This is a genomic window from Haloleucobacter ellipsoideus, assembly GCF_052491725.1.
This window is the reverse complement of the sequence record NZ_JBQWAR010000018.1, coordinates 286,499-312,663: the sequence shown is the minus strand read 5'-3', so window position 1 is coordinate 312,663 and position 26,165 is coordinate 286,499. Positions and strand designations below refer to the sequence as shown.

General features: G+C 64.1%; 25 protein-coding genes. 13 read left to right on the top strand and 12 right to left on the bottom strand.

Annotated elements, in window-relative coordinates:
• Positions 1-197: 197 nt before the first annotated feature.
• From ACT6QG_RS08705 to ACT6QG_RS08680, 6 genes are all read left to right on the top strand, one after another.
• Positions 198-683 carry a formate dehydrogenase subunit gamma gene (locus tag ACT6QG_RS08705; RefSeq protein ID WP_444977177.1) on the top strand — a complete coding sequence of 162 codons (486 nt, stop codon included), beginning with the start codon at positions 198-200 and terminating at the stop codon, positions 681-683.
• Positions 683-2,245, top strand: a complete 1,563-nt coding sequence (locus ACT6QG_RS08700; RefSeq protein WP_444977434.1) for a formate dehydrogenase beta subunit — start codon at positions 683-685, stop codon at positions 2,243-2,245. Before ACT6QG_RS08705 ends, ACT6QG_RS08700 begins: the two co-directional genes overlap by 1 nt.
• A 119-nt stretch (positions 2,246-2,364) precedes the next feature.
• On the top strand, positions 2,365-5,151 hold the full coding sequence (fdhF, locus tag ACT6QG_RS08695) for a formate dehydrogenase subunit alpha (RefSeq protein WP_444977433.1): 2,787 nt from the start codon (positions 2,365-2,367) through the stop codon (positions 5,149-5,151).
• A gap of 165 nt (positions 5,152-5,316) precedes the next feature.
• Positions 5,317-6,246: a formate dehydrogenase accessory sulfurtransferase FdhD gene (fdhD, locus tag ACT6QG_RS08690; RefSeq protein WP_444977176.1), complete on the top strand. Its 930-nt coding sequence runs from the start codon at positions 5,317-5,319 to the stop codon at positions 6,244-6,246.
• 24 nt (positions 6,247-6,270) lie between these two features.
• Positions 6,271-6,522 (top strand): formate dehydrogenase subunit delta, encoded by a 252-nt coding sequence (locus ACT6QG_RS08685; protein WP_444977175.1) that lies wholly within the window; start codon positions 6,271-6,273, stop codon positions 6,520-6,522.
• A gap of 156 nt (positions 6,523-6,678) precedes the next feature.
• The gene (locus tag ACT6QG_RS08680; RefSeq protein ID WP_444977174.1) at positions 6,679-7,530 is read left to right on the top strand and encodes an asparaginase domain-containing protein; all 852 of its coding nucleotides are present in this window, start codon (positions 6,679-6,681) and stop codon (positions 7,528-7,530) included.
• A 101-nt stretch (positions 7,531-7,631) separates the two neighbouring features.
• Here the strand turns inward: ACT6QG_RS08680 and ACT6QG_RS08675 are convergent, their stop codons facing one another.
• From ACT6QG_RS08675 to ACT6QG_RS08660, 4 genes are all read right to left on the bottom strand, one after another.
• Entirely contained in the window at positions 7,632-7,853 is a 222-nt protein-coding gene (locus tag ACT6QG_RS08675) for a DUF3126 family protein (RefSeq protein ID WP_444977173.1), read from the bottom strand.
• 78 nt (positions 7,854-7,931) lie between these two features.
• Positions 7,932-8,837, bottom strand: coding sequence for a serine O-acetyltransferase (gene cysE / locus ACT6QG_RS08670; RefSeq protein WP_444977172.1), 906 nt, complete (start codon positions 8,835-8,837; stop codon positions 7,932-7,934).
• 79 nt (positions 8,838-8,916) lie between these two features.
• Positions 8,917-9,669 (bottom strand): alpha/beta fold hydrolase, encoded by a 753-nt coding sequence (locus tag ACT6QG_RS08665; RefSeq protein ID WP_444977171.1) that lies wholly within the window; start codon positions 9,667-9,669, stop codon positions 8,917-8,919.
• Positions 9,670-9,727: 58 nt separating this feature from the next.
• Positions 9,728-10,837, bottom strand: a complete 1,110-nt coding sequence (locus ACT6QG_RS08660; RefSeq protein ID WP_444977170.1) for a hypothetical protein — start codon at positions 10,835-10,837, stop codon at positions 9,728-9,730.
• Positions 10,838-11,022: 185 nt separating this feature from the next.
• Here ACT6QG_RS08660 and ACT6QG_RS08655 point away from each other — a divergent pair, with 185 nt between their 5' ends.
• Both ACT6QG_RS08655 and ACT6QG_RS08650 read left to right on the top strand, forming a co-directional pair.
• Positions 11,023-11,283 carry a zinc-finger domain-containing protein gene (locus ACT6QG_RS08655; RefSeq protein WP_444977169.1) on the top strand — a complete coding sequence of 87 codons (261 nt, stop codon included), beginning with the start codon at positions 11,023-11,025 and terminating at the stop codon, positions 11,281-11,283.
• A 44-nt stretch (positions 11,284-11,327) separates the two neighbouring features.
• Positions 11,328-12,515 carry an FAD-dependent monooxygenase gene (locus ACT6QG_RS08650; RefSeq protein ID WP_444977168.1) on the top strand — a complete coding sequence of 396 codons (1,188 nt, stop codon included), beginning with the start codon at positions 11,328-11,330 and terminating at the stop codon, positions 12,513-12,515.
• Between the two features lie 113 nt (positions 12,516-12,628).
• Here ACT6QG_RS08650 and ACT6QG_RS08645 read toward each other — a convergent pair whose 3' ends face one another.
• The 5 genes from ACT6QG_RS08645 to ACT6QG_RS08625 form a co-directional block, all read right to left on the bottom strand.
• Positions 12,629-13,864 (bottom strand): flavin-containing monooxygenase, encoded by a 1,236-nt coding sequence (locus ACT6QG_RS08645; RefSeq protein WP_444977167.1) that lies wholly within the window; start codon positions 13,862-13,864, stop codon positions 12,629-12,631.
• A 228-nt stretch (positions 13,865-14,092) separates the two neighbouring features.
• Entirely contained in the window at positions 14,093-15,259 is a 1,167-nt protein-coding gene (gene argE, locus ACT6QG_RS08640) for an acetylornithine deacetylase (RefSeq protein WP_444977166.1), read from the bottom strand.
• A 64-nt stretch (positions 15,260-15,323) separates the two neighbouring features.
• Positions 15,324-16,001 carry a DUF1028 domain-containing protein gene (locus ACT6QG_RS08635; RefSeq protein WP_444977165.1) on the bottom strand — a complete coding sequence of 226 codons (678 nt, stop codon included), beginning with the start codon at positions 15,999-16,001 and terminating at the stop codon, positions 15,324-15,326.
• Positions 16,002-16,012: 11 nt separating this feature from the next.
• Complete coding sequence (locus ACT6QG_RS08630) at positions 16,013-16,435, bottom strand: RidA family protein (RefSeq protein ID WP_444977164.1); 423 nt, start codon at positions 16,433-16,435, stop codon at positions 16,013-16,015.
• Between the two features lie 81 nt (positions 16,436-16,516).
• Positions 16,517-17,653 carry a branched-chain amino acid ABC transporter substrate-binding protein gene (locus ACT6QG_RS08625; protein WP_444977163.1) on the bottom strand — a complete coding sequence of 379 codons (1,137 nt, stop codon included), beginning with the start codon at positions 17,651-17,653 and terminating at the stop codon, positions 16,517-16,519.
• Between the two features lie 329 nt (positions 17,654-17,982).
• Here ACT6QG_RS08625 and ACT6QG_RS08620 point away from each other — a divergent pair, with 329 nt between their 5' ends.
• Genes ACT6QG_RS08620 through ACT6QG_RS08605 form a run of 4 tightly spaced genes read left to right on the top strand, consistent with a single transcriptional unit; the run spans position 17,983 to position 21,558 of the window.
• Positions 17,983-18,897, top strand: coding sequence for a branched-chain amino acid ABC transporter permease (locus tag ACT6QG_RS08620; protein WP_444977162.1), 915 nt, complete (start codon positions 17,983-17,985; stop codon positions 18,895-18,897).
• Between the two features lie 3 nt (positions 18,898-18,900).
• Positions 18,901-20,076 carry a branched-chain amino acid ABC transporter permease gene (locus ACT6QG_RS08615; RefSeq protein ID WP_444977161.1) on the top strand — a complete coding sequence of 392 codons (1,176 nt, stop codon included), beginning with the start codon at positions 18,901-18,903 and terminating at the stop codon, positions 20,074-20,076.
• On the top strand, positions 20,076-20,867 hold the full coding sequence (locus ACT6QG_RS08610) for an ABC transporter ATP-binding protein (RefSeq protein WP_444977160.1): 792 nt from the start codon (positions 20,076-20,078) through the stop codon (positions 20,865-20,867). The genes ACT6QG_RS08615 and ACT6QG_RS08610 overlap by 1 nt, the downstream gene beginning before the upstream one ends.
• The gene (locus ACT6QG_RS08605) at positions 20,860-21,558 is read left to right on the top strand and encodes an ABC transporter ATP-binding protein (protein ID WP_444977159.1); all 699 of its coding nucleotides are present in this window, start codon (positions 20,860-20,862) and stop codon (positions 21,556-21,558) included. The genes ACT6QG_RS08610 and ACT6QG_RS08605 overlap by 8 nt, the downstream gene beginning before the upstream one ends.
• Before the next feature lie 122 nt (positions 21,559-21,680).
• On the opposite strand, the gene ACT6QG_RS08600 is transcribed toward ACT6QG_RS08605, so the two are convergent.
• From ACT6QG_RS08600 to ACT6QG_RS08590, 3 genes are all read right to left on the bottom strand, one after another.
• On the bottom strand, positions 21,681-22,643 hold the full coding sequence (locus ACT6QG_RS08600) for a LysR family transcriptional regulator (protein ID WP_444977158.1): 963 nt from the start codon (positions 22,641-22,643) through the stop codon (positions 21,681-21,683).
• A 494-nt stretch (positions 22,644-23,137) separates the two neighbouring features.
• Positions 23,138-23,839, bottom strand: a complete 702-nt coding sequence (locus tag ACT6QG_RS08595; RefSeq protein ID WP_444977157.1) for a VIT1/CCC1 transporter family protein — start codon at positions 23,837-23,839, stop codon at positions 23,138-23,140.
• A 153-nt stretch (positions 23,840-23,992) separates the two neighbouring features.
• Positions 23,993-24,970, bottom strand: coding sequence for a glutathione S-transferase family protein (locus ACT6QG_RS08590; protein ID WP_444977156.1), 978 nt, complete (start codon positions 24,968-24,970; stop codon positions 23,993-23,995).
• Positions 24,971-25,257: 287 nt separating this feature from the next.
• Between ACT6QG_RS08590 and ACT6QG_RS08585 the strand changes: the two genes are divergently transcribed.
• On the top strand, positions 25,258-26,145 hold the full coding sequence (locus ACT6QG_RS08585) for a metal ABC transporter solute-binding protein, Zn/Mn family (RefSeq protein ID WP_444977155.1): 888 nt from the start codon (positions 25,258-25,260) through the stop codon (positions 26,143-26,145).
• Positions 26,146-26,165: the final 20 nt, after the last annotated feature.

The following is a 26,165-nucleotide window of genomic DNA, read 5'->3' as shown; positions in this document are numbered from 1 at the left end:
AGCCCCTATTCTGTAATTGTTATTCTTAAAGCCTCCCGAACCTCTCCCGGCGCCCGCTCCTGAACCGGCCAGACACAATAGAAATGTTCTATCGCAGCATGTGTCTGCTGCATTGATCACCCCGCCATTTGTGACACTCTTTTTAAAATGATCATAAGGAGCGGCCTGCGGGCTGCCGGTGGGGAAGGCAAACGCCGATGGCGGTCTATGAAGACTGGGACACCGTGCGCGCGGCGCAGGTGATTGAGGAATTCACACATCTCGAAGGGGCTGCCATGCCTATCCTGCATGCGGTGCAGGAAACCTTTGGCTATGTGCCGGACCCGGTCATTCCCATGATCGCCGAGAGGCTGAACCTTTCGCGCGCCGAGGTTTATGGCGTCGTCACCTTCTATCACGATTTCCGGCGCGAGCCGCCGGGCCGCCATGTGGTGAAGCTGTGCGCGGCAGAGGCGTGCCAGTCCATGGGCGGAAAGGCGCTGGCCGCCCATGCCGAGGCCCGCCTCGGCGTGGCCATGGGCGAGACCTCGGATGATGGCACCGTCACGCTGGAGCCCATCTATTGCCTGGGCCTGTGCGCCTGCGCGCCCGCCGCCATGGTCGATGGCCGCCTGATGGGCCGGCTGGACGAGAGCTCCATCGACGACATCGCCGCCAGCATCCGCAATGAAAGGGGCGCATGATGACCGTTCACCGCATCTATGTGCCCAATGATGCCACCGCCGTGGCCTGCGGGGCCAATCAGGTCGCCCATGCGCTCGAGGATGCGCTGGCCGCCCGCGGCATCACCTATGACATCGTGCGCAATGGCTCGCGCGGCATGTTCTGGCTGGAACCTCTCGTGGAGGTGGAAACCGAGCGCGGCCGGGTTGGCTATGGCCCGGTGAAGGCTTGCGATGTGGAGGATCTGCTTCATGCCGGCATGCTGCATGGGGCGGAGCATCCGCTGTGTGTGGGCGTGGTGGAGGACATCCCCTTCCTCAAGAACCAGACCCGCCTCACCTTTGCGCGCATCGGCATCATCGATCCGCTCTCGCTGACCGATTACAAGGCCCATGGCGGCTACAAGGGCCTTGAGCGCGCCCTTTCCCTCACCCCCGCCGCCATCATCGAGGAGGTGGTGGAGAGCGGATTGCGCGGACGTGGCGGCGCGGGCTTTCCCACCGGCATCAAGTGGCGCACCGTGGCCCAGACCGAGGCTGACCACCGCTATGTGGTGTGCAATGCCGACGAGGGCGACAGCGGCACCTTCGCCGATCGCCTCATCATGGAGGCCGACCCCTTCTGCCTGATCGAGGGCATGACCATTGCCGGCATCGCGGTGGGGGCCACCAAGGGTTATATCTATTCCCGCTCGGAATATCCCATCTCCTTCGTGGCGATGGAGAAGGCCATTTCCAAGGCGCGCGATGCCGGCCTGCTGGGGCAGAATGTGATGGGCTCGCCCTATCATTTCGACCTTGAGGTGCGCATGGGCGCGGGTGCCTATGTGTGCGGCGAGGAAACCGCCCTGCTGGAAAGCCTTGAGGGCAAGCGCGGCGTGGTGCGCGCCAAGCCGCCGCTGCCGGCCATCAAGGGCCTGTTCGGCAAGCCCACCGTCATCAACAACCTCATCTCGCTGGCGACCATTCCGGTCATTCTGGAAAAGGGCGGCGCCTTCTATCGCGATTTCGGCATGGGCCGTTCGCGCGGCACCATGCCGGTGCAGCTGGCCGGCAATATCAAGCATGGCGGCCTGTATGAGACCGCCTTCGGCATCACGCTCGGCGAGCTGGTGAACGACATTGGCGGCGGCACGGCATCCGGCCGCCCGGTGCGGGCGGTGCAGGCGGGTGGTCCGCTCGGGGCCTATCTGCCCGTCTCCCAGTTCGACACGCCATTCGATTATGAAGCCTTCGCGGCGAAGGATGCGCTGATCGGCCATGGCGGCATCGTGGTGTTCGATGACACGGTGGACATGGCCGAAATGGCCCGTTTCGCCATGGATTTCTGCGCCCATGAAAGCTGCGGCAAGTGCACCCCCTGCCGCATCGGCTCCACGCGCGGTGTGGAAACGATCGACAAGGTGATCGCGGGGCAGAACCGCGAGACCAATCTCTTCCTGCTGCGCGACCTGTGCAACACCATGAAGCTCGGCTCGCTCTGTGCTCTGGGGGGCTTCACGCCCTATCCGGTGCTGAGCGCACTCAACCATTTCCCCGAAGATTTCGGCGACACGACCGAAATGCCAGTGGCCGCGGAATGAGCCCGGAGGAACGCCCCATGGAACGCCCAACGGAAACCGTTTCCGCCAGAAACTTCAACAATACCGTCATCTCCATTCACGAGCGCGATTACGGCACCCCTGCCGTGACCTCCGACAAGATGGTGACGCTGACCATTGACGGCATGAGCGTGAGCGTGCCGGAAGGCACCTCCATCATGCGCGCGGCGATGGAGATCGGGACCAAGATCCCCAAGCTCTGCGCCACCGACATGCTGGATGCCTTCGGCTCCTGCCGCCTGTGTCTGGTCGAGATCGAGGGGCGCAACGGCACGCCCGCCTCCTGCACCACGCCGGTGGCCGAGGGCATTTCGGTAAAGACCCAGACCGACCGCCTCAAGCAGATCCGCAAGGGCGTAATGGAGCTCTACATCTCCGATCACCCGCTGGACTGCCTCACCTGCTCGGCCAATGGCGATTGCGAATTGCAGGACATGGCCGGCGCGGTGGGCCTGCGCGAGGTGCGCTATGGCTATGAGGGCGAGAACCATCTGGCCCTCACCAAGGACGAGTCCAACCCTTACTTTACCTATGATGCCTCCAAGTGCATCGTGTGTAACCGCTGCGTGCGGGCGTGCGAGGAAGTTCAGGGCACCTTCGCGCTGACCATCTCCAGCCGTGGTTTCGACGCCCGCGTCTCGCCCGGCATGTCCGAGCCGTTCCTGCAATCGGAATGCGTCTCCTGCGGGGCGTGCGTACAGGCCTGCCCCACCGCGACGCTCAATGAAAAGACCATGTATGAGATCGGCACCCCCGAGCATGCGGTGGTGACGACCTGCGCCTATTGCGGCGTCGGCTGTGCATTCAAGGCCGAGATGCGCGGTGATGAACTGGTGCGCATGGTGCCCTACAAGGATGGCAAGGCCAACCGGGGCCACTCCTGCGTGAAGGGCCGCTTCGCCTATGGCTACGCCACCCACAAGGACCGCATCCTCAAGCCCATGATCCGCTCGTCCATCAACGAGCCGTGGAAGGAAGTGACCTATGAGGAGGCGATCGCCTATGCCGCCTCCGAGTTCAAGCGCATCCAGGCCAAATATGGCCGGCGCTCGGTCGGCGGCATCACCTCCTCGCGCTGCACCAATGAAGAGACCTATCTGGTGCAGAAGCTGATCCGCGCGGGCTTCGGCAACAACAATGTCGATACCTGCGCCCGCGTGTGCCACTCGCCCACCGGATATGGCCTCTCCCAGACCTATGGCACCTCCGCCGGCACGCAGGATTTCGACAGCGTGGAGCGGGCGGATGTGGTGCTCATCATCGGTGCGAACCCGACCGACGGCCACCCGGTGTTCGGCTCGCGCCTGAAGAAGCGTCTGCGCGAGGGGGCGAAGCTGATCGTCATCGATCCGCGCCGCACCGATATCGTGCGTTCGCCCCATATCGAGGCCGCCTATCACCTGCCGCTGAAGCCCGGCACCAATGTCGCCATAGTCACGGCCATGGCGCATGTGATCGTGACCGAGGGTCTCGTGAACGAACAGTTCGTGCGCGAGCGCTGCGACTGGCAGGACTTCCAGGAATGGGCCACCTTCGTTGCAGACGAACGCCACAGCCCGGAGAATGTCGAGCAGTTCACCAAGGTGCCGGCGGAGCTGGTGCGCGGTGCAGCCCGGCTCTATGCCACCGGCGGCAACGGGGCCATCTATTACGGCCTCGGCGTCACCGAGCATTCGCAGGGCTCCACCACGGTGATGGCCATTGCAAATCTTGCGATGGCCACCGGCAATATCGGCCGCGAGGGTGTGGGCGTGAACCCGCTGCGCGGGCAGAACAATGTGCAGGGCAGCTGCGACATGGGCTCCTTCCCCCATGAGCTGCCGGGCTACCGCCACATCTCGGATGATGCCACCCGCGAGACCTTCGAGGCCCTGTGGGGCGTGAAGCTGGATGATGAACCCGGCCTGCGCATTCCCAACATGTTCGATGCCGCTGTCGAGGGCACCTACAAGGGCATGTATGTGCAGGGCGAGGACATTCTCCAGTCCGACCCCGATACCAAGCATGTCTCGGCCGGACTTGCGGCTCTGGAATGCCTCGTGGTGCAGGATATCTTCCTGAACGAGACGGCAAACTACGCCCATGTGTTCCTGCCCGGCTGCACCTTCCTGGAGAAGGACGGCACCTTCACCAATGCCGAGCGCCGCATCCAGCGCGTGCGCAAGGTGATGGCTCCGAAGAACGGCTATGCCGACTGGGAAGTGACCCTCATGCTCGCCAAGGCGCTGGGCTATGAGATGCATTATGATCATCCGTCCCAGATCATGGACGAGATCGCGGCGCTGACCCCCACCTTCAAGGGTGTTTCCTACCAGAAGCTGGAGGAGCTGGGCTCGGTGCAGTGGCCGTGCAATGACAAGGCCCCTGAAGGCACACCCACCATGCATATTGGCGGCTTCGTGCGCGGCAAGGGCAAGTTCATGCTCACCGAATATGTGCCGACCGACGAGCGCACCGGCCCGCGCTTCCCGCTGCTGCTCACCACCGGGCGCATCCTCTCCCAGTACAATGTGGGCGCGCAGACCCGGCGCACGGCGAATGTCGCCTGGCACCCGGAAGACCTGCTGGAGATCCATCCGCATGATGCCGAGAACCGCGGTATCCGCGACGGGGATTTCGTGAAGCTGGAAAGCCGCTCCGGCTCCATCTCGCTGAAGGCGCTGATTACGGACAGGGTGGCTCCGGGCGTGGTCTACACCACCTTCCACCACCCCGAGACGCAGGCGAATGTGGTGACCACGGACTTCTCCGACTGGGCCACCAACTGCCCGGAATACAAGGTGACGGCGGTGCAGATCTCGCCGTCCAACGGGCCGACCCCCTGGCAGGAAACCTATGAGGATCTTGCCCGCAAAAGCCGGCGTATTGCTGTGGAAGCGGCGGAATAGTCCCCTCCCCCGCGTTTCGGCCCCTTCTCCCTTGCCGGGCCGGCAACCACACCACGCCGCAGGCCCATGGCGTTCCTTCCGCCATGGGCCTCCCTTTTCTGTTTGGCACATGGCGGAGCTGTGCCACCCTCGCGGGAGCCCTTGTGAGAAGGCAGGTTTGCGCGAATGACTGACACCCCCGGCATATGCCCCGTGCCGAATGCCCCTTTCCATGACCCGGTGGAGCCTGAACCGCAGGAGCCTATCCCACCGGCACGCCCTGTCGCACGCCTGCAATGGCGGGCGCCGCCCGGGGAGGATAGCGCGCTGGGGCAAGGCTTTCGCACCGTTCCGGAAGAAGTCGCCATTGCCCTCACCTTCAATGGCACCACCCATGCAGTGATGATGGCCACCCCCTCCGATATCGGGGATTTTGCCCTGGGCTTCGCCCTGACAGAGGGCATCATCGCGCATCAGGATGAAATTCTGGAGTTCGAGAGCATCACGCTTGAGGATGGCATTGAAGCCCGCATGTGGATCGCCGAGGAGAAGATGCGCCATCTCTCGGCCCGCCGGCGGGCCCTTGCCGGCCCCACGGGCTGCGGCCTGTGCGGGGTGGAAAGTCTGGCCGCCGCCATAAAACCGGCGGCCCATGTCTCCGCTGGGGCCTGCTTCGATGCGGAAACCCTGCGCCACGCCATGGCCGCCCTTGCCCCCCTGCAGGCGCTTGGACGCCAGACCCGTGCCGTGCATGCCGCCGCCTATTTCGAGCCTGCCGCCGGAGTGCTCGGGCTTTCGGAAGATGTGGGGCGCCACAATGCGCTGGACAAGCTGGTGGGCCAGGCTGTCCGCAAGGGCTGGAACACCCGGCAGGGCGTGTTGCTGCTCACCAGCCGGGTTTCCATTGAAATGGTGCAGAAGGCGGCCATTCTGGGTGTGGGGGTCATCATGGCGGTTTCCGCACCCACCTCGCTGGCCATTCGCACGGCGCAAGCCGCCGGTATCACCCTGTGCGCGGTGGCGCGCGCGGATGGCTTTGAAGTTTTCACACATGCCGGGCGCATCGCCTTTCCGCACAGCACTGCGGAAAGAACCCGCACCGGCGCGCGGGCCTGAAGACCCGGACGGAGGAACAGCCAGATGGAACAGCAAGACACACATTCACATGGCGGCATGACCAAGCTGGTCTATATGGCCAACCAGATTTCCACCGCCTTCGCCCAGCTTCCCCATGCCGAAGCGGTGGAGGCCACCCGGACCCATATCCGCAAATTCTGGGATCCGCGCATGCGCACCAAGATTGCCGAACATGTGGCGGCGGGCGGGGAAGGACTTTCGCCGGTGGCGCTGGAGGCCGTGCAGACACTGGCCGCACCGGCCATGGCGAACTGAGACCGGCCGGGCCTCCCCCCTGATGGCCCGCATGGGACCAGTCAGGCACGGGCGAGACAGGGTGCGGCTGGCTCATGCCCGGCTGCCTCCACACGCATTTCCCCTGTGCGTGCAAAGCGCTATGCTGTCACCCCCATCCCCTTCCGGTGAACGTGCATGAACCGCCTTTTGTTGCTCCATACCGGCGGCACCATCGCCATGGCGCCAACACCCCATGGGCTGGCGCCGGAAGCGGGGCTGGTGGAGCAGGCCGTCGCGGCCCGCCTTGCGCCTGATACAGAGCTTCTGACGCAGGTCTTCGACCCGCTGGTCGACAGCGCCAATATCGGCCCGCACCACTGGAACCGGATGCTCGACAGCATAGAGGCGACCCCGAATGCCGCTATATTGCTGACCCATGGCACCGATACCATGGCCTATACCGGCGCGGCGCTTTCCCAGGCTCTGGCGGGCATGGGGCGGACGGTGATGCTGTGTGGCTCCATGGTGCCGCTGGGCATGGGGGGCGATGCGGAAGACAATCTGCACCTCGCCCTCAGCGCCATATTCAGCGCGCCACCCGGCGTTCACCTGGCCTTCAATGGCCGGCTGCTCGCTGCGGAAGGACTGGTAAAACACCATAGCAGCGCGGCAGATTCCTTCCGCTGCGTTCCCCAGCCACCCCCGGTTCCACCCTTGCGGCGGCGCTTTGATACCGGGCGGCGTCTGGCCATTCTTCATCTGTCTCCCGGCCTGCCCATGGTGGCGCTGGAAGCTGCCCTGAACCATCTGGATGGCGCGGTGCTGCGCATTTATGGGGCTGGCACGGTGATGGATGACCCGGCCCTGCCGGTGCTGCTCGCCAGGGCCAGCCGTTCAGGCAAGCGCCTGCGCGCTGTCAGCCAGTGCGAGAGCGGGGGACTGGTGCCGGGCAGCTATGCGGCCGGGCAGATGCTCTGGGATTGCGGTGTCGAGAATGGTGGTGTTGAAACACCGGAGGCGGCCCTCATCCATCTCTGGCTCAACTGAGGGCTGCACCACACCGCCGGCAGGACTGGAGCGCCGGGAAATAAAAAGCCTTCCCCACGCAGGGCATGGGAAAGGCTGATGACACGCGCGGATGGAAAATCTCAGTCTTCCATATCGTCCAGGTCGGTATCGAGAATGGCCATCTCGAAATTGTAGGACAGGTCATCGTCCTCATCGTCCTTGAACATGATGCCGATGAACTCCTCTCCGATATAGACATCGGCGGAATCCTTCTTCTTCGGGCGTCCCAGCACTTTGATATGCGGGTTGCCGAAGAGGGTCCGCATATAGCGCTGAAGGCGCGCGAGTTCGGTTTTATCCAAGGGAAAGCCTCCTGAAATGGTCTGCCTGCCTTATCGCTCCCGCATGCGACGGGTTCAAGGCATCATCCCCATCTAATGTCAGATATCCGCACCCGCGAAGATATCCATGTCCTCGAACATCTGGTCCATGGCGCGCGCGGGCTCGGCGCAACCGGCCTGCCCCACCACACGGGCGGGAATGCCGGCCACGGTGGAATTGCGCGGCACATCCTTCAGCACCACGGAACCGGCCGCCACACGGGCGCACTGGCCCACCTCGATATTGCCCAGCACCTTGGCGCCGGCCCCGATCAGCACGCCACGGCGGATCTTCGGATGGCGGTCCCCGCGCTCCTTGCCCGTGCCGCCCAGCGTCACGCCCTGAAGAATGGAGACATCATCCTCGATCACCGCCGTCATGCCGACCACGAGGCCGGTGGCATGGTCAAGGAAGACGCCCCGCCCGAGCGGAACCTGCGGGTGAATATCCACCGAGAAGACAGCCGACATCCGGCTCTGGAGATAGAGCGCGAAATCCCGCTGCCCCTTCTCCCACAGCCAGTGCGAGAGGCGATGGCCCTGAATGGCGTGGAAACCCTTGAAATAGAGCACCGGGTCCAGCGTGCGGGTCACCGCCGGGTCACGGTCCACCACCGCCATGATGTCGGCGCGCAGGGCCTGCGGAATGGAACGGTCACTGGCGACAGCTTCCAGATAGGCGGCGCGGATGACAGCACCCGGCAGGTCCGTATGGTCGAGCCGCGAGGCCAGCCGCTCCGCGATCACCGCCTCAAGGCTCGGCTGGCCCAGCACCTCGCCAATGAGGAAGGAGGACATCAGCGGCTCACGCGTGGCCGCCTCCTCCGCCTCCGTGCGCAGGCGGGCCCAGACGGGGTCCACCACATCATGCCAGCGGTCCACCGATGCGTTGGTCACCTTGAGGACATTGTCCTCGGTTTGCCGGTGCATCTGTTCCGGCTCTGCGGGAACGGGCGAATGCGCCATGCCGGCCTCCTGCTTGGAATACATGACTGTCTTTCTAACATGCTGTCTTGGACGCGTCAGCGACCGCATTGTGACCGGATCAGGGACGCTGGCGCAGAAACTCCAGAACGCCCTGCTTGAAGATCTTGTCACCCACCGCGGGGTTGTGGTCGCGGTTGGGAATATCAAGCGCCTCGCCATTCGGCAGCAGGGCGGCCAGGGCATGGGCATCCCCGGCCACGGCATCGCGCGTGCCCACGGCCACCAGAACAGGCTGGAAGATCCGCCCCACCTCCTCGCGCGAGAGCTCCTGCCGCGAGCCGCGGATACAGGCGGCCAGCGCCTTCAGGTCCTGCCCGTTGGCATCGGCGAACTTGCGGAACATCTGCCCCATGGGGTCACCCACATCGGCAAGGCTGGGCGCCTCCATCGCATCGGCGATGCTCTGGGGCAGGCCAACCCCGTCCACCAGATGGATGCCAAGGCCGCCCAGAACCAGAGAGCGCACCTTGTCCGGAAACAGCAGCGCCATGAAAGCGCCCACGCGCGCGCCCATGGAATAGCCGATGACATCCGCCCGCCCGACACCGACATGATCGAGAAGCCGTGCGGCATCCTCCGCCATGCGGGCCGTATTGTAATCCTCCGGCGCATGCGGCTTGCCGGAAGCCCCGTGGCCGCGATGGTCGAAGCTGATGACCCGGTAGCCGGCATCCAGCAGCGTCTTCACCCAGCCCGGCCCCACCCAGTTCACCTCGCGGGAAGATGCAAAGCCATGGATCAGCAGCACCGGATCTCCGGCCCCCTCATCCTGATAGGCGATATCCACTTGACCGGACCTGAAATGGGGCATGACCTCTCCTGTGCGGAGCATTACCGGAACCGTCTTCACAACAAGACCTGAGGCGAAACTAGAACCACCGGGCCCGCCTGCCAACCTCCCTTGCATCCGGGCCTGCGCATGACAGACCGGCGCGACGCGCGGGCTTGCGCCACATGCGGCGGGCACAGCCCACACACAGGGCATTGAGGCTGGACACCAGCAGGTAAAGATAGAGCACCGCCATGAACAGCACCCAGACCAGCTTCATGACAGCGCCGGACACCACCAGCGCGCCGCGGCCCAATGTCTTGAGAATGGCCAGGGTCTGGGGGCCCTTCACATCGGCCAGACGCGCCACGCGGCCAAGGTCCGCGCCATTTTCAGCCACCTTCATGCCTTCCAGCGCCGCGCGGGTGCCGCCCCTGGCCTGCACCTTGCCGACATCGCCGAGCATCCGCCCGAGGCCGGAGAGCTTTTCCGTGCGCACCACGCCCTTCAGCGCCGCCCCATCCAGCCCCGTGCTGCCGCGCACGATGCGGGCCGCGGCCGGAAGGTCAACGCTGTCCCGCACCGTGCGGGTCAGCGTGCGACCCAATGCAGCAGAAAGATTGCCGGTGCGCTTGGCCACCTTCACCACGCTCAGCCCCGCGCGGGCGGGAAGGCCCGTGCCAAAGGTGGCATAGGTTCCCCCCGTGACCGCCAGCCCGACCACGGACAGGCCGAGAATCAGCTCATCGGCATCCTCGCCCTGATAGAGCCGCCAGCCCTCCCGGCTCGCATCGCGTATATCGCCCCACACCATCAGGTCACCGGCCAGCGCACCGGCAAACCCCGCCAGCTCCTCCGGCTCGCCCGTGGCAAAGCCCATGCTGAAATCGCGGGCGGTGCGCAGGGCGCTGGCCATGGTGCTGTTGGCCGCCTCCACCTTCGCGCGCAAGGCGGCCGGCACGGCAAGGCCGCGCGCCTCCGCAAGCGCCAGATAAGATGCGGCAAGGGTTGCATCATCATCCGCAAGGGCCTGCTCCATGGCCCGTGCGGCATCCCGCGCATCGAAACCTGCCAGCGCCAGATCCGACAATCCGGCCGGATCATCACGCACCTCCAGAAGGCGCACGGCGCTCTTGGCCATCGGCAACAGCCATGGCAGCGCGCCGAGCAGGGAGGCGCACAGGGCGAACAGGGCGAGAAGGCGCATCATCGCCCCCAATATGGGGATATCCGCCGGCCCGTGCGAGGGGCAAAATCAGGCTGCGGGCCACAGCTTTCCCCCTTTTCCCCGCTCCCCGGGCCAGTTCGCCGAAATACCGCACCCGGAAGGCCTTTTCTGGAAGGGATACAAGGGGTATGGTCCGCACAAATTCAGATCGCGGAATGGACACGACCATGGCGGATACCGGAATCCCTCATTTCTGCAACGACCTTGGCGTCACCACCATCGAGGTGGGCAGCAAGGAGTTCATGTGCGTGGGGGCCAAGCCGCCCTTCGATCACCCGCACATCTATCTCGATCTTGGCGAGGACACCGAGAAGGTGTGCCCTTATTGCTCCACGCTCTATCGCTACAATCCCCAGCTTGCGGCAGGCGCGGCCAAGCCGGAAGAGTGCGTGTGGCACGATCATGGGGCGGCCCTGTCTGTCGCCTGACCTTTCCTCAAGACATGCGGGCCGCCGGCGCGCCCTGAGATATCATGGCTGATCCCATCCCCCTTCGCCCCCGTGCACGCCTTGCGGCGCGCAGTGCAGTCATTGTCGGGGGAGGGATTGGCGGCCTGACCAGCGCCATCGCCCTGCAACGAGCCGGCCTTGCCGTGCAGGTGGTGGAACGGGCCCGCAAGCTGCGGGAGGTAGGGGCCGGCCTTCAGCTTTCCCCCAATGCCACCCGCATCCTGCGTGATCTCGGCCTGCTGGACAAACTCGAGCAGGTGGCCGTCGCCCCCCGCGCGCTTGAGGTACGGGACGGGCGCAAGGGCACGGTGCTGGCGCGGGCGGAATATGCCCCCGCAGTCGCGCGGTTTGGCGCGCCTTTCCTGGTGGTTCACCGGGCCGACCTTCAGAACCTGCTGGCGGAAGCCGCGCAGGAGGAGGGCTGCGGCATCACCCTTGGCGCGGAACTGGTGACCGTGGAGCCGACAACCGGCGGCGTGCGCGCCGTGGTGAGGCAGGGGGAAGCGCTTCAGGCCCATGGCGGTGATATTCTGGTGGGAGCCGATGGCGTGCGCTCCGCCGTGCGCGCCCATGTCTGTCCCGGTGTCTCACCCGTATTTGCCCAGCGCATCGCCTATCGCGCCACGATCCATGCGCCCCCCGGCCATCCGCCGGATGTCCGCCTGTATCTGGGCCCCAATGCCCATCTGGTGGTTTATCCGGTCAAGGGCGGCGCCATGCTCAATCTGGTCGCCATCGTGCATGACACGCGCCCGGTGACCCACTGGAACGCGCCCGGCAACAATGAGGATGTCCGCCGCGCTTTCGGGAGCTGGGCACCCCATGTGCGCGAATTGCTGGAACAGGTGCCCCATTTCCTGTGCTGGGGCCTGTATGACATCGCCCCCCTGCCCCGCTGGAGCCATGGCCGCATCACCCTGACAGGCGATGCCGCCCACGCCATGATGCCCTTCCTCGCGCAGGGCGCATCACAGGCGATCGAGGATGCGGTGGGGCTGGAGCAGGCCCTGCGGCAGGAGAGCGAGCCGGAAGCCGCGCTCGGGGCTTATGAAGATGCCCGCCGCACCCGCACCGCGCGCATCCAGAATGATGCCCGGCGCAACGGCAATATCTATCACCTGTCCGGCCCGGTGCGTCTGGCGCGGGATCTCGTCATCCGCCGCACCGGACAGCGTCTTCTGGACAGATATGACTGGATCTATGCCGCCTGAGCCTTTCTCCGCCTGAGTGTTCAGCCGGAGGCACGACAGGAAAAGGGCAACCGCTGCCGTGCGATTGCCCTTGATGCCCTGTTCCGTTTCAGCATGTCCCTCTCAGGACGCGCTCACTTCTGGCGGGTGGTCGCGATATGCTCGGCCAGATATTCCGCATCATGCCACACGCCCCAGATGAAGGGGGATGCGCGGCGGGAGAGCCATGCCAGCCCGAGGAAATACAGGCCCGGCTCATCATTGGATACGCCACGATGATGGTTTGGCCGTCCCTTTTCATCATAGGTGCCAACCTTCAGCCAGCTGAAGTCCAGCGCATAGCCCGTGGCCCAGATGATCGAGGTGACACCCGCCTTCGCCAGATCAAGTGTGCTCAGCGGATGGGTGACACAGTCCGGGTCAGGCCCGATCACCCGTGCTTCCGGCTCTTCCGGCAGATCCAGGCCATTCTTCTCGATATAGGCATCCGCCGCATCCAGAAGGGAAAGATAATTGGCATCGCCCAGCGCTATATTCTCGGCCAGATCGGGCGCGAAATGGATCACGCCATTCTCATAGGCGCCCGTGCGGCCCACCAGCGTGATGCCCTGCTCTGCCAGACGGCGGAAATCCACCGTATAGCCGCCATTCGCACCGCTGACAGAAATGGTGACATGCTCCATGCCCGGCTCGACAGCCTCGGCATTCCACAGGCCCAGCGCGCCCAGCCACCACACGAAATCACGGCCCCGATAGCTGCGCGGCGGGCGATCATGCGGGCCGACCGAGAGATAAACGCTCCGGCCCGCCTTCGCCAGCTCCTCGGCGATCTGCACGCCGGAAGAGCCGGCCCCCACCACCAGCACGGCCCCCTCGGGAAGCTGGGCCGGGTTGCGATAGGTGCTGGAGTGGATCTGCTGGATGCCCACATTGTCCGGCACGACGGTGGGAATGATCGGGCGCTGGAAGGGGCCGGTGGCAGCCACCACATTGCGCGCCTCGATTTCCCCTTCCGAGGTCAGGACGCGGAAGCCTGAACCATCCGCCTTCTTCTCCACCTGTGTCACCTCGACACCGCAGCGGATGGGCGCGTCAACCTGCTTGGCATAAGCCTCCAAATACTCGACGATATTCTGGCGCGGGGCGAAATCGTTCCCGTCAATGCCCGGAAAGGTCATGTTCGGAAAGCGGTCATGCCAGGCGGGACCATTGGCCACGAGCGAATCCCAGCGCTCGGAACGCCAGCGCTCTGCAATACGGTGGCGCTCAAGCACGAGATGGGGCAGGCCCCGCTTGCCCAGATGCTCGCTCATCGCCACGCCGGCCTGGCCGGCGCCAATAACCAGCGTATCCACTTTCTCTACTGCCATATCGGCGTCCTTGTCCAGTTCAGGAGGCGTTCGGCCGATACGGCCAAAGACTTTGGAAATGCTATGAGAGGTGCCGGGGGCTCGAAATAAGAGTTTCATTCAGCGTTGCTTAGGCGGGCCTGAAGATGTGCGGCAGACAAAACGCCCCCGGCCCGGCGCTTCATCTCGCCGGGCACGGCCTGTACAGATCCTGCTGTGCAAATGGGGAGTGCTGGCGAAGAACCCGGCTCAGGCGAGCCCGCTCTCCAGCTCCGCGACAAGGCGCGCCAGCATGATGTCGCATCTGTGCAACTGCTCGATGCTTACAAACTCATCCGGCTTGTGACCCTGATCCATGAAGCCCGGACCACATATCGCCGTGGAGAGACCAAGCTCCTGATCGAACAGGCCCCCCTCCGTGCCAAAGGCCACCTTCAGCGTTGGCTCATTGGTGCCCAGAACACGCTGCAGAAGGCGGATCGCCACGGCATCCGGCCGGGTGTTCAGGCCGGGATAGCCGGAAACGGTCTCGATCTCGATCCGCGCCTGCGGAAAATGCTCCCGGTGCGGGGCCGCAACCGCCTCCGCATCGGCCGCGATGCCGGCCAGAATTGTCGCCGGATCATCCTCGGCAATATTGCGGATCTCGAAATCGATCTCGCACAGATTGGGCACGATATTCAGCGCCGTGCCCCCGCGCATGACACCGGCATGGATGGTGGAATAGGGAATATCGTAATCCATGTCGCGCGCGCCGCTCTCGCGCAAAGCCTCCTGCCGCCGCTGGAGCGCCTGTATGAAGCCCGCCCCCAGATGCAGCGCATTCAGTGCATTGGGTGCAAGGGCGGAGTGCCCCTCCTGCCCGTGGCAACAGGCGCGCAGGGCCAGCTTGCCCTTGTGGCCGCTGGCAATGCGCATGCCGGTGGGCTCTCCCACGATGCACAGATCCGGCTTGTATGGCCGGGCCGCCAGAGCCTCGATCATGCTGCGCACGCCAAGGCAGCCGATTTCCTCATCATAGGAAAAGGCCAGATGCAGCGGCGAGCTCAGCCTTCTCTGGCCGGCCTGAATGGCGACATGCAGCGCTGCGGCCACAAAGCCCTTCATGTCCGCCGTACCGCGCCCATAAAGCCGCCCATCGCGCTCCTGCAGGGTAAAGGGATCGCTGCTCCAGTCCTGCCCCTCCACCGGCACCACATCCGTATGGCCGGAGAGCACCACGCCGCCCGGCCCCTCCGGGCCGATGGTGGCCCACAGATTGGCGCGGCTGCCATCAGGATGGGCGAAACGCTCGATCCGCGCGCCCGTGGGGCGCAGCAGTTCCTCGACATAATCCAGAAGGGCCAGGTTGGAGCGGCGCGAAACGGTCGGCTCCGCGATGAGCCGGGCGAGGATGTCTGTCGTGGAAGGAATCATGGACCTGTCCAGTCGTTCAGGTGCGGTCTAAAAGGGAGGGGGCGACATGTCCCCCTCCCAAGTGTCACAGATCGCCGGGAACACCGTAGCTCGGGGCATTCGACGGGTTCAGCGCCCGTGTGACATAGGCGTCCATCTCGGTGCGCCAGCGCGCCCACAGCTCGGCGCATTCCTCGATCGGGTCATTCTCCGTCCAGTCGATGCGCAGGTCGGCCACGTTCCAGGAGACCTTGTCGACAAGGATCAGCCCCATGGAATGCACCGGGCCTTCCTCGCCGCCAGCGGCAATGGCCGCCCGCATGCCGGCCAGCAGCCTGTCCGCCAGATGCTGCCCCTGCGATGCCTCGAAGGCTGCAACCATCCGTGCGGGAATCTCGCGGCTTGTCAGCATGTTGCCGGCGGCAACCACATTGTCGCCCTGGGCGGAGGCATAGGTGCCAAGGGTCCGCGCGCCGGAATAGGTGGCGGTGCGCCCCTGCCCGTCCACCAGCGCGAGCTGGCGGAACTCGATATGCGGGGCCTCCAGCACCAGCCGCTCCAGTGCCGCTTCCGCCGAAAGGCCCTGCCCCATCAGGTCCAGCCCCTTCGGGCCAAGGCGCGGATCGGTCACATTCTGCGTGGAAACCACCCCCACCCCTGCGCGTGCATGGGCGCAGCGGGCCGCAACACAAGGCGAGGAGGAGGAGACGGCCACGCCGAACATGCCACTCTCGGCGCAACGGGCGGAAATGGAAAAGGTCATCCCGTTCCCCGTCAGGCTGCGTCGGGAATGACGGCAGTGGCCTCGATCTCGACCAGCCATTCCGGGCGGGCGAGCGCGGACACAACAAGGCCGGTTGAAACCGGGAACACACCCTGCAGATACTTGCCCATTTCCTGATAAACCGCCTCGCGGTAGCGGATATCGATCAGATACACCACCACACGGCATATATGGGAAAGATCAGAGCCGGATTCCTCCAGCAGCATCTTGATGTTTTCCATGGCCTTGCGGGCCTGGGCCGCGGCATCGCCCACATGCAGGCTCTCGCGCGTATCAAGATCCTGCGAGATCTGGCCGCGCACGAACACCGTCGTGCCGCGGGCCACGACCGCCTGGCACAGATCGTTGTTCAGCTTCTGCTCGGGATAGGTTTCCTTGGTATTGAAGGGGCGGATGCGTTTATGGACAGGCATGTCAGCTTCCTTGATGCGTACCGGGCGCGGATAAAGGCGCCCCCGCATGAAGCGGGGACGCAAGGGGGCACATGTGGCGGATCACTTCGGCTCGTAACTGGTCCACTTGCCGTCGCGCACCGTCTTCAGCTCGATCTTGATCGGGGTTTCCGTCTGGCCATGGGCATCGAAGGTGATGGTTCCGGTGGCGCCGTCATGCTTGATGGCGCGAATGGCGGAGGCCAGTTCCGGCTTGTCCTTCACACCCTTTTCGTTGATGGCCTGAATGATGACATTGGCGGCATCAAAGGCATATTTGGTGTAGGGATTGGCCGGCTCGGAGAACTTGCGGGCCGCGTAATCGGCATTCATCTTCTCCATCTTCGGCGTGACGGATGCCGCCGGATAGGAGACGATGGCGTTCTGCGCCGCATCGCCCGCAACCGCGATGAATTCCGGGTCATACATGCCGGAAATGCCGAGGATCGGCTTGTCGATGCCGAGTTCCTTCATCTGGCGCGCGACAATGCCGGCCTCGGTGATGACACCGCCGAAATAGATCGCGTCCACATTCTTCGACTTCAGCGAGGTGAGAATGGTGCGGAAATCGGTGGAGCCCACCGGCAGCAGGTCGGTCGAGACAATCTCCCCGCCCGCCCCGGTCACGAATTCCTTCACCGATTCCGCATTGGCCTTGCCGTAGTCCGACGTGTCGGCAATGATCGCGATGCGCCTGGCGCCCAGATCCTTCACCGCCCATTCCGAAAGCGGCTTGTTCTCGGTGAGCAGGGTGGGCGTCACGCGGGTGACTTCCGGCAGGTTCTGCGCGGTGATGGCGGGTGAAATCGCCCCCCACACGATGAGCGGGGTCTGGAAGCGGGCAAAGACCGGCATGGTCGCCAGCGCGACAGGGGAGTTCCAGTGGCCCGTGGCGGCGGCGACATTGGGGTCGTTCACCAGCTTCATGGCGGCGGAAACGCCGGTCTGCGGGTCGGAGGCGTCATCCAGAACGACGCCTTCAAACACATATTTGGAATCCGGGTTGGCGTTGGCCTGCTCGATAGCCAGAAGGAAGCCGTTCCTTGCACCGAGACCCTGCTGGGCATTGCCGCCGGAAAGCGGACCCAGGAAGCCGATCTTCACGGTCGGCTTTTCAGCATGGGCCGGGGCGGAGAAGGCAAAGGCCGAAAGCAGGAGCCCCGCAATGGCGGTGCGGCGGCTGGGGTGGAAATGAGCCATCTATGTCCCTCGTCATGAGAACGTGCGCGCGAAAGCGCGCCTTGCAGGCGAAACCTCTCTGACATTTTATTGATGCAGCGCCCTTGGGGGCCCAGACGGCGGAGACCGTTCGTTTCTCTTGGGAAATCCCGGTCTTCAAGCCCACACGCCCGTGCATTCTTCTTGTGTCGGCGACAGTATCAGTGCCACGCACGGGGCTTGAGAATTCGTTTTTGCTGAACCCGCGTTTCGGAAAAGGCTATGCGCGAGCACTGTATTTCTAATTTACACTTCTGCCGACCTTACGCAACGTCCCGCTAGAAGAGCCGAGATAAACAGGGTGGAAAGATATGGATAGCCTTCTCGTTCAACACCTTCTGAACTGGATTGTGCTAGGTAGTATATATACCCTCATCGCAATCGGCTTCAGCCTCTTGTTCGGGCTTCTCAACGTCATTCACTTCTCTCATGGAGATGTGTCGATGATTGGGCCGTTCATCGCGCTGGCTGCATTGCAGGCCCTGCTGGGGGCCGCGGGCAATGCCGGGCTGCCGGCCATTCTCGCCGCCCTTGCTGTCGCCATCATCGGCACCGGCCTCATCGGCATTGGTGCAGACAGGCTGGTTATCAGCCGGTTCCGAAAATCGCCCGCCATGATGGCGCTCGTCGCCACCGTGGCTCTGGGCACCGCCGTGCGGGAAATGATCCGCGGCTTCTATCCCCAGGGCTCCAATCCCAAGGCTTTCCCCGCCATAGCGGAAGGCGTGATCATGCTGGGAGACACCCGCCTGCCGGTTCAGCCGCTGGTGATCATCGGCGTCACTGTCGTGGTGGTCCTGCTCATCTATGCCCTGATGCAGCGCACCCCCATCGGCGTGCGCATCCGCGCCGTGGCCGAGGATCGTGATACCGCGCGGCTGATGGGCATCTATCCCGAGCGCATCTTCGCCTTCACCTTCTTCCTGGCATCGGCCGTGGGCGCGCTTGGCGCACTGTTCTTCGCCAGCCATGCCGGCGTGCTGCGGTTCGATTTCGGCGTGCAGCTCGGCCTCATCGGCTTTTCGGCGGCGGTGATTGGCGGGCTTGGCTCCATCTCCGGGGCGATTCTCGGCGCGCTCGCCATCGCCGGCATCGAGGCCATCGTACAGGCCACCCTGGCGGATGGCGCCTCCTACCGGCTGGTCTTCGCCTTCCTGCTGGTCATCCTGATGTTGTGCCTGCGTCCCAGCGGTCTGCTGGGCAAGGCCGTGGTGGAGAAGGTCTGATTCATGTCCGTGACGTCTGCCCCCGCTCCACAGTCCATGTTGCTTCCCCCCGCCCTCACCGTCATTCTTGCAGAACTCACCGGAGCCGCCCTGCTCTGGGGGCTGCTGACGGCCAACTCGACCCCCATGGTGCTGGCCCTGCTGGCGCTGATGGGCCTCGGCTTCGCCGTGATACAGGTGCGCCCGCAGATCGAGGATGCCATTGTCGGCGCCTTCCAGGCCCAGCGCCGGCTGGCGACCATGCTCGGCATCGTGCTTGTGCTGCTGTATCCGTTCGTGCTGAACGGCAACACCTATGCGCTGCATCTGGTGATTGTCGCCCTGCTCTATTCGGTGCTGGCGCTGGCGCTGAACTTCCAGCTCGGCTCGGCCAATATCCCGAACTTCGCCACCGGGGCCACCTATGGCATCGGCGCCTATACCTCGGCGCTGCTGGCAATCAATTTCGGCTTCTCGCTGTGGGCGACCCTGCCTGCGGCGGCGCTGATGGCCACGGCATTCGGCTTCCTGCTCGGCATCCCCTCGATGCGGACGCGGGACAGCTATCTGGCGCTGGTGACCATCGCTTTCGGCATTGTCATCCACCAGATGCTGAACAATCTGAGCTGGACAGGCGGCCCCAATGGCCTTGTGGGCATTCCCGCCCCCACCCTGTTCGGCCATTCCTTCATGCGGCCGATCGACATTCTCGGCTTCCGCCTTCCCTCGCAGGCGAACTTCTACTATCTGGCCGCGGCTCTTCTGGGGCTGGCGATCCTCTCTGCCAAGCGCCTGCACGCCAGCCGCATCGGCCTTGCCTGGAACGCCATCCGCGCCGATGAGCTGGCGGCACGCTGCCAGGGCATCAATGTGGCCTGGTACAAGATCCTCGCCTTCGCGGTGGATGCCTTTCTGGCGGCATTCGCCGGCACCATCTACGCCTTCTATGTGTCCTATATCTCGCCGGACAATTTCACCTTCCTCGTCTCCGTCACCATCATGACCATGGTGATCGTGGGCGGCATGGACAACACCTTCGGCGTCATCGTCGGGGCCTTCCTGCTGACCCTGCTGCCGGAGAAACTGCGGATCTTCTCCGACTACCGGCTGCTGTTCGTGTCGGTCGTGGTGATCCTGTTCCTGATCCTGCGTCCCCGGGGCCTGTTCCCGCAGCGCCAGCGCCATTACGGAGGCCATTGATGACCCAGCCGCTTCTGTCCCTGCGCGGGCTTGGCATCCGCTTTGGCGGGCTGGTTGCCGTTGACGATGTCAATTTCGATCTGCCGCCCTCCCACATCACCTGCATCATCGGGCCGAACGGGGCCGGCAAGTCCACCCTGTTCAACCTCATCACCGGCATCTACAAGCCCACATCCGGCACTGTGGAGCTGCTGGGCGAGAACATCACCGGGCAGGCCGCGCACAGGATCGCGGCCAAGGGCATTGCCCGCACCTTCCAGTCATCGCGCCTGTTCGAGGATCTCTCCATCCTCGACAATGTGATGATCGGCATGCATTCGCGCACCCGAACCGGCGTGCTCACAGCCCTGCTGCTGCCGGGCCGCTCGAAGCGCGAGCTGGATGCCTGCGCGGATGAGGCCGGGCAGATTCTCAAGGGCCTCTCCAGCGAGCTTTATGAGCGGCGCTATGAGCCGGCCGGCATCCTGCCGCAGGCGGACCGTCGCCGGCTGGAGATTGCCCGGGCACTGGCCTCCCACCCGCGCCTCATCCTGCTGGACGAGCCTTCCTCCGGCATGGATGACCGCGACACATCCGAGCTGATGGCCGACATCCGCCGGGTGATGAAGGAGAATCCGGGTCTCTCCTTCCTCATCATCGAACATGACATGCGCCTTGTGGCCGAACTGCCGGATGACGTCATCGTCATCGACTATGGCAAGAAGATCGCCGAGGGCAATTTCGCGGAGGTGCGCCTGCTGCCCCGCGTGCAGCAGGCCTATCTGGGGCAGAAGGCGGTGGAAGATGCTTGAACTGAATGACATCAGCACCTCCTATGGTCAGGTCTCCATGCTGCGCGGCGTCTCGCTCCATGTCCGCAAGGGCGAGCTGGTGTGCCTGCTGGGGCCCAATGGCGCGGGCAAGTCCACCACCTTCAAGGCGCTCTCCGGCCTGCTGCCGCTGGATGGCGGCACCGCCCGGCTGATGGGGCAGGATGTGGCGCAGAAGGGCACGGAAAAGCTCACGGCCCTTGGCGTCGGCTTCGTGCCGGAAGGGCGGCGGCTCTTCCCTTCACTCACCGTGCGCGAGAATCTCAGGCTGGGTTATGACGCCTCCGGCTGCAAGACCAGCTTCGATCAACGGCTGGAGATGATCTATGATCTGTTCCCGCGCGTGAAGGAGCGCATGGGCCAGCAGGCGCGCACCATGTCTGGCGGCGAGCAGGCCATGGTGGCGCTGGCGCGGGCGCTGATCGGCGATCCGGAGCTGCTGGTGATGGACGAGCCCTCGCTCGGCCTCTCCCCGAAGCTGATCGATGAGTATTTCGATACGGTGGCCCGCATCCATGCCGAAGGCAAGACCGTGCTGCTGATCGAGCAGAATGCGGAGAAGGCGCTTTCCATCGCGGACCGCGGCTATCTCATCGTGCGCGGGCAGATCATGGTGGAGGGTGCGCGGGCCGAAATGCTGGCGGATGACACCATCAAGCACATGTATCTGTAAAGCTGCCCTTTCCGCGAACATGCAGGGCGATGCCGGGTGCGCCGGAAAGAGCGCGCATCCGGCATCGCCCTGCATGTTTTTCCGCCAGATGCCCGGCAATCGGGCACGCCCGCCCGGCGGGGCTAGGCCGGAAGCGCCGCGCTGTTGTCCTCTCTCCTCACCACCGGTGAACCGGTGGCCACATCGCTGCACATCATCTGCGTGCAGAACTCGATGAACCGCCGCACGGTCAGGGCCGTACTCGTGCCCCGCATGGCGATGATGCCCATGCGCATGGCGCGCAGATTGCCGGTGATGGGGACGAAGGACAGCTTGTGGCAATCATCCGTGAGGCTGGAGAGCGGGCGGATATTGGCGATGGAATATCCGAACTGGTTGGCCACCATGGCCCGCATCACCGCCATATCCCGCGTGCGCTCGACAATATGCGGCGTCTGCCCCTCCAGCCGGAACAGCGACATGAAATAGCTGGAGCTGTGCGGCAGATCGAGCAGGATCATGGGATGGGGCGCCAGATCATGCACGGTGACACTGCCCCGCCCCGCCAATGGGTGCCCCTGATGCAGCACCGCATGGGGTGGCAGCACGCTGAGTTCATGAAACTCCATGTCCGGGGGAATATCGAGATCATAGCTCAGGGCCAGATCGAACCGGGCCATCCGCAGGCCCTCCAGAATGCCGGCATGATCGCGCTCATACTGGAAGAACTCGACCCCCTGATAGGTATCGCAGAACACCCGCCGCAGGGAGGGGATGACCGCCTGCGCAAAGGTGACGAGACAGGCCACATGCAGGGGGCCGCGCACCTGTCCGGTCAATTCGTTGGACAGGGCATTCAGCTTTGCCGCCTCCCTGAGGATCTGTCGCGCCTGCTCCACAAAGGTGCGTCCGGCCTGTGTGAGGGAGAGCCCGTGCGCATGGCGGCGGATGAACAGCGTGATGCCGAATTCCCGCTCCAGCTGTGATATGGCGGCGGAAACAGACGGGGCGGAAACGTTCACCCGTTCAGCAGCTTCCGTGACAGAGCCATATTCCCCGACTGCCACGAGATATTCCAGTTGCCGAAGCGTGAAACGCAGAGCCATCTGTGCATCCTTATGAAGGTCCCGTTCCGGGAACCATCCAGCCATGGGATCAGCCATCCCCGTGCTGGAAACCTGCCGCCTGAAGCGCCCTTCATGGGTGCTGCATTCGCCCTTGCGGGTCACGGCCACGGGGACCACGCAAGCAAGAAACACACCCCCCGCCATACCCTCAGGAGATGGGTGGGATGCAGATGGCGTACAGCTCTGATTAGTGCCTCTTGCATAACGGTGGGGCAAGACCCTTCTTGCGGTCCATCACCCGTGCAGAGGGTCAATGCCGGAAAATTGTTCGTGTGGCCGCCACTTTCCGGCGATCCACCCATCGCTCACGCAACCGGAAGGCGTCCGCGCCTGGAACAGGCCGGGCCATGGCGGGGCTGCGGGCATGCCTCTGCCCTGGCGTGGAGGCTGTCACGCCAGAGGCCCGGGCCGAAGGACGGCCCATTCAGAAAGGGAGCTGAGACCTCAAGAGCGAGGCGCAGATGGGCAGACGGCTAGACAGCCTGCCCCACAAGGGCACCAACCCCGGCTGTCACTGCCAGCGCAAGCCCACCCCAGAATGTCACGCGCACGGCTGCGGGCAGAATGCGCGCACCACCCGCCAGCGCCCCCATCACGCCCAGTATGGCCAGCACCACAAGGCAGGCCGCCGCAATGGCTGGCCCCATGATGTCATGCGGGGCCAGAAGGGCGGTGAGCAGCGGCACGGCCGCGCCACTGGTGAAGGTGACGGCGGAGGTCAGCCCGGCCTGAATGGGGCGCGCCACCACGACAGGGGAAATGCCCAGCTCATCACGGGCATGCGCCGCCAGCGGATCCTTCGACATGAGCTGCTGCGCGACCTTCTCCGCCAGATCAGGCGAGACACCGCGCTCCACATAGATATCAGTCAGCTCCTGCGTCTCGCCCTTCGGATCGGTCTGGATTTCCTTCTTCTCGCGCCACAGGTCGGCCCGCTCGGTATCGGCCTGCGAGCTGACGGAGACAAACTCGCCCGCGGCCATGGACATGGCGCCCGCCACCACCGCGGCAATACCGGCCACCAGCACCTGCTTCGGCTGGGCAGAGGCGGTGGCCACACCCACCATCAGCGCCCCGGTGGAGATGATGCCATCATTGGCACCAAGCACAGCCGCCCGCAGCCAGCCAATGCGATTGACGAAGTGACGTTCCGCATGCATGCGTGCCTGTGCCATCTGATCCTCTGCCCCGCGCCTGCCCTGCCTCGCGCCTGCCCCTGAAAAGGCCAGAGCGCCGGCTGTTCCTGGCAGATGTAAGATCCGGCATCCGCCACACAAGCCTCATAATGGCATAACCGCCCTCTGGCCAGCGCAGGCATGGAGGCCAGCCTAGCCCGCCTCGTGCCAGAACCGGGCGCGGTCATGCGGGGCCTCCAGATCCAGAAGCGGGCCAAGCGGCACGATGCCCGTGGGGTTTATGGTCCTGTGGCTTTCATAATAGTGGCGCTTGATATGGGTGAAGTTCACAGTCCCCTTCACGCCCGGCATCTGGTAGATGGCCCGCAGATAATTGGAAAGACCGGGGTAATCTTCAATCCGCCGCAGATTGCACTTGAAGTGGCCGACATAGACGGCATCAAAGCGCACCAGCGTGGTGAAGAGGCGGATATCGGCCTCCGTGAACTGCGCCCCCGCCAGCCAGGCCTGGCCTGAAAGCAGTTCTTCCAGCATGTCCAGCCGGGCGAACAGGGTGCGCACCGCGGTTTCATACACCTCCTGCACGGTGGCGAAGCCGGCCTTGTAGACGCCGTTGTTCACATCGTCATAGACCAGCGCATTGAGACGGTCGATCTCGTCCCGCAGCACCTGCGGGTAGAAGTCCGTCTGCACCGGGGTGAAGGCGGCAAAGGCGGTATTCAGCATCCGCAGGATTTCGGCGGATTCATTGTTGACGATGGTGCCGCGCACCTTGTCCCACAGCACCGGCACGGTGACACGCCCGCTATAGGCAGGGTCTGCGGCGGTGTAGATTTCATACAGCCTCGTCTTGCCCATCAGTGGCTCGGGGCTGGAAAAAACCCATCCCTTCTCTCCCATCAACGGGTCCACCACGGTGATGGAGATGACATCCTCCAGCTTTTTCAGGGCGCGCATGATGAGTGTGCGATGCGCCCAGGGGCAGGCCAGCGAAACATAGAGATGATAGCGCCCCGCCTCCGCCGCGAAGCCGCCCTCGCCCGAGGGGCCGGGCGTGCCATCCGGGGTGATGAAATTGCGGAAGCGCGAGGCCTGACGCTCGAAGCGCCCGCCTGTGGATGCGGTGTCATACCACTGGTCATGCCACACGCCATCAATCAGAAGCCCCATGGTCCCGCCCTTTCATCTGCCGGCCTTTTCCCTTTGTGCCCCATGCCCGGGCGCAGGGCCAGCAGCATGGCGAAAAACCCCGTTTGCACCGATGCAGAAACAAGAGCTGTTTTCTTCCATATCGGCCCTGCGGCAAGGGATCGGCACGGGGACGACAAGGGATGCGCCTTCCGTCCGATTGACAAATGATACATTGTATCAATAAATGCCTTTGCCGGATGAACCATAAGGTTCTGGCCGATAAGGGGAGTTGTGCGATGGGGATTTTTGCAAAAGGCAGACTGCTCATGTCCGCCTTGCTGATGAGCTCTGCCCTGGCCTGCGCCACCGCTCAGGCGGATGAGCCGGTGAAGATTGTGGCTGCCGAGAACATGTATGGAAAGATCGCCGAAGCTGTCGGCGGCAATCTGGTGACAGTCACCAGCATCATCTCCAACCCCAATGAGGATCCGCATCTGTTCGAGGCCAGGCCCGAAACCGCCGCGGCGCTGAAAAACGCGAAAATCATCATCTCGAACGGCATCGGCTATGATGGCTGGATGGCGAAGCTGCTGGCCGCCCATGCCCCCAGGGGCGCTCATGTGATTGTGGCGGCCAACCTTGTGGGCGCGAAGGACGGACAGAACCCGCATCTGTGGTACAAGCCGCAGACTGCCCCTGCCGTTGCACAGGCACTGGCGCAGCAGCTGGAAAAGGATGCGCCCGGCCACGCCGCCGACATCCGCAGGAATCTGGCCGCCTTCATCGCCTCGCTGAAGCCCGTGGATGACAAGATTGCCGCCCTTCGCAGCCGGTATGACGGCACTGTCGTTGCCGCAACCGAGCCGGTGTTCGGCTATATGGCCGATGCGCTGGGCCTGAAAATGGAAAACGCGGCCTTTCAGGAGGCTGTGATGAAGGATGAAGAGCCGACCGCCGCGCAGGTGAGGGATTTCGAGAAGGGCCTGAGCGATGGCACCATCCGCGTGCTCTTCTATAACAGCCAGGTCACGGATGAGGCCACGAAGCGCGTGCTCGGCATTGCCCGTGCGCACCATGTGCCTGTCGTCGGAGTGACGGAAACCGCGCCGCTCGGCAAGGAGAGCTTTGCGGCATGGATGCTGGAGGCACTGGATGCCACCGGAGCCGCCCTCGCCAAGGCGGAGGCAGAGGCGAAGGAGGGCCACAGGCACTGATGTGCAGGCCCTGCCCCCTG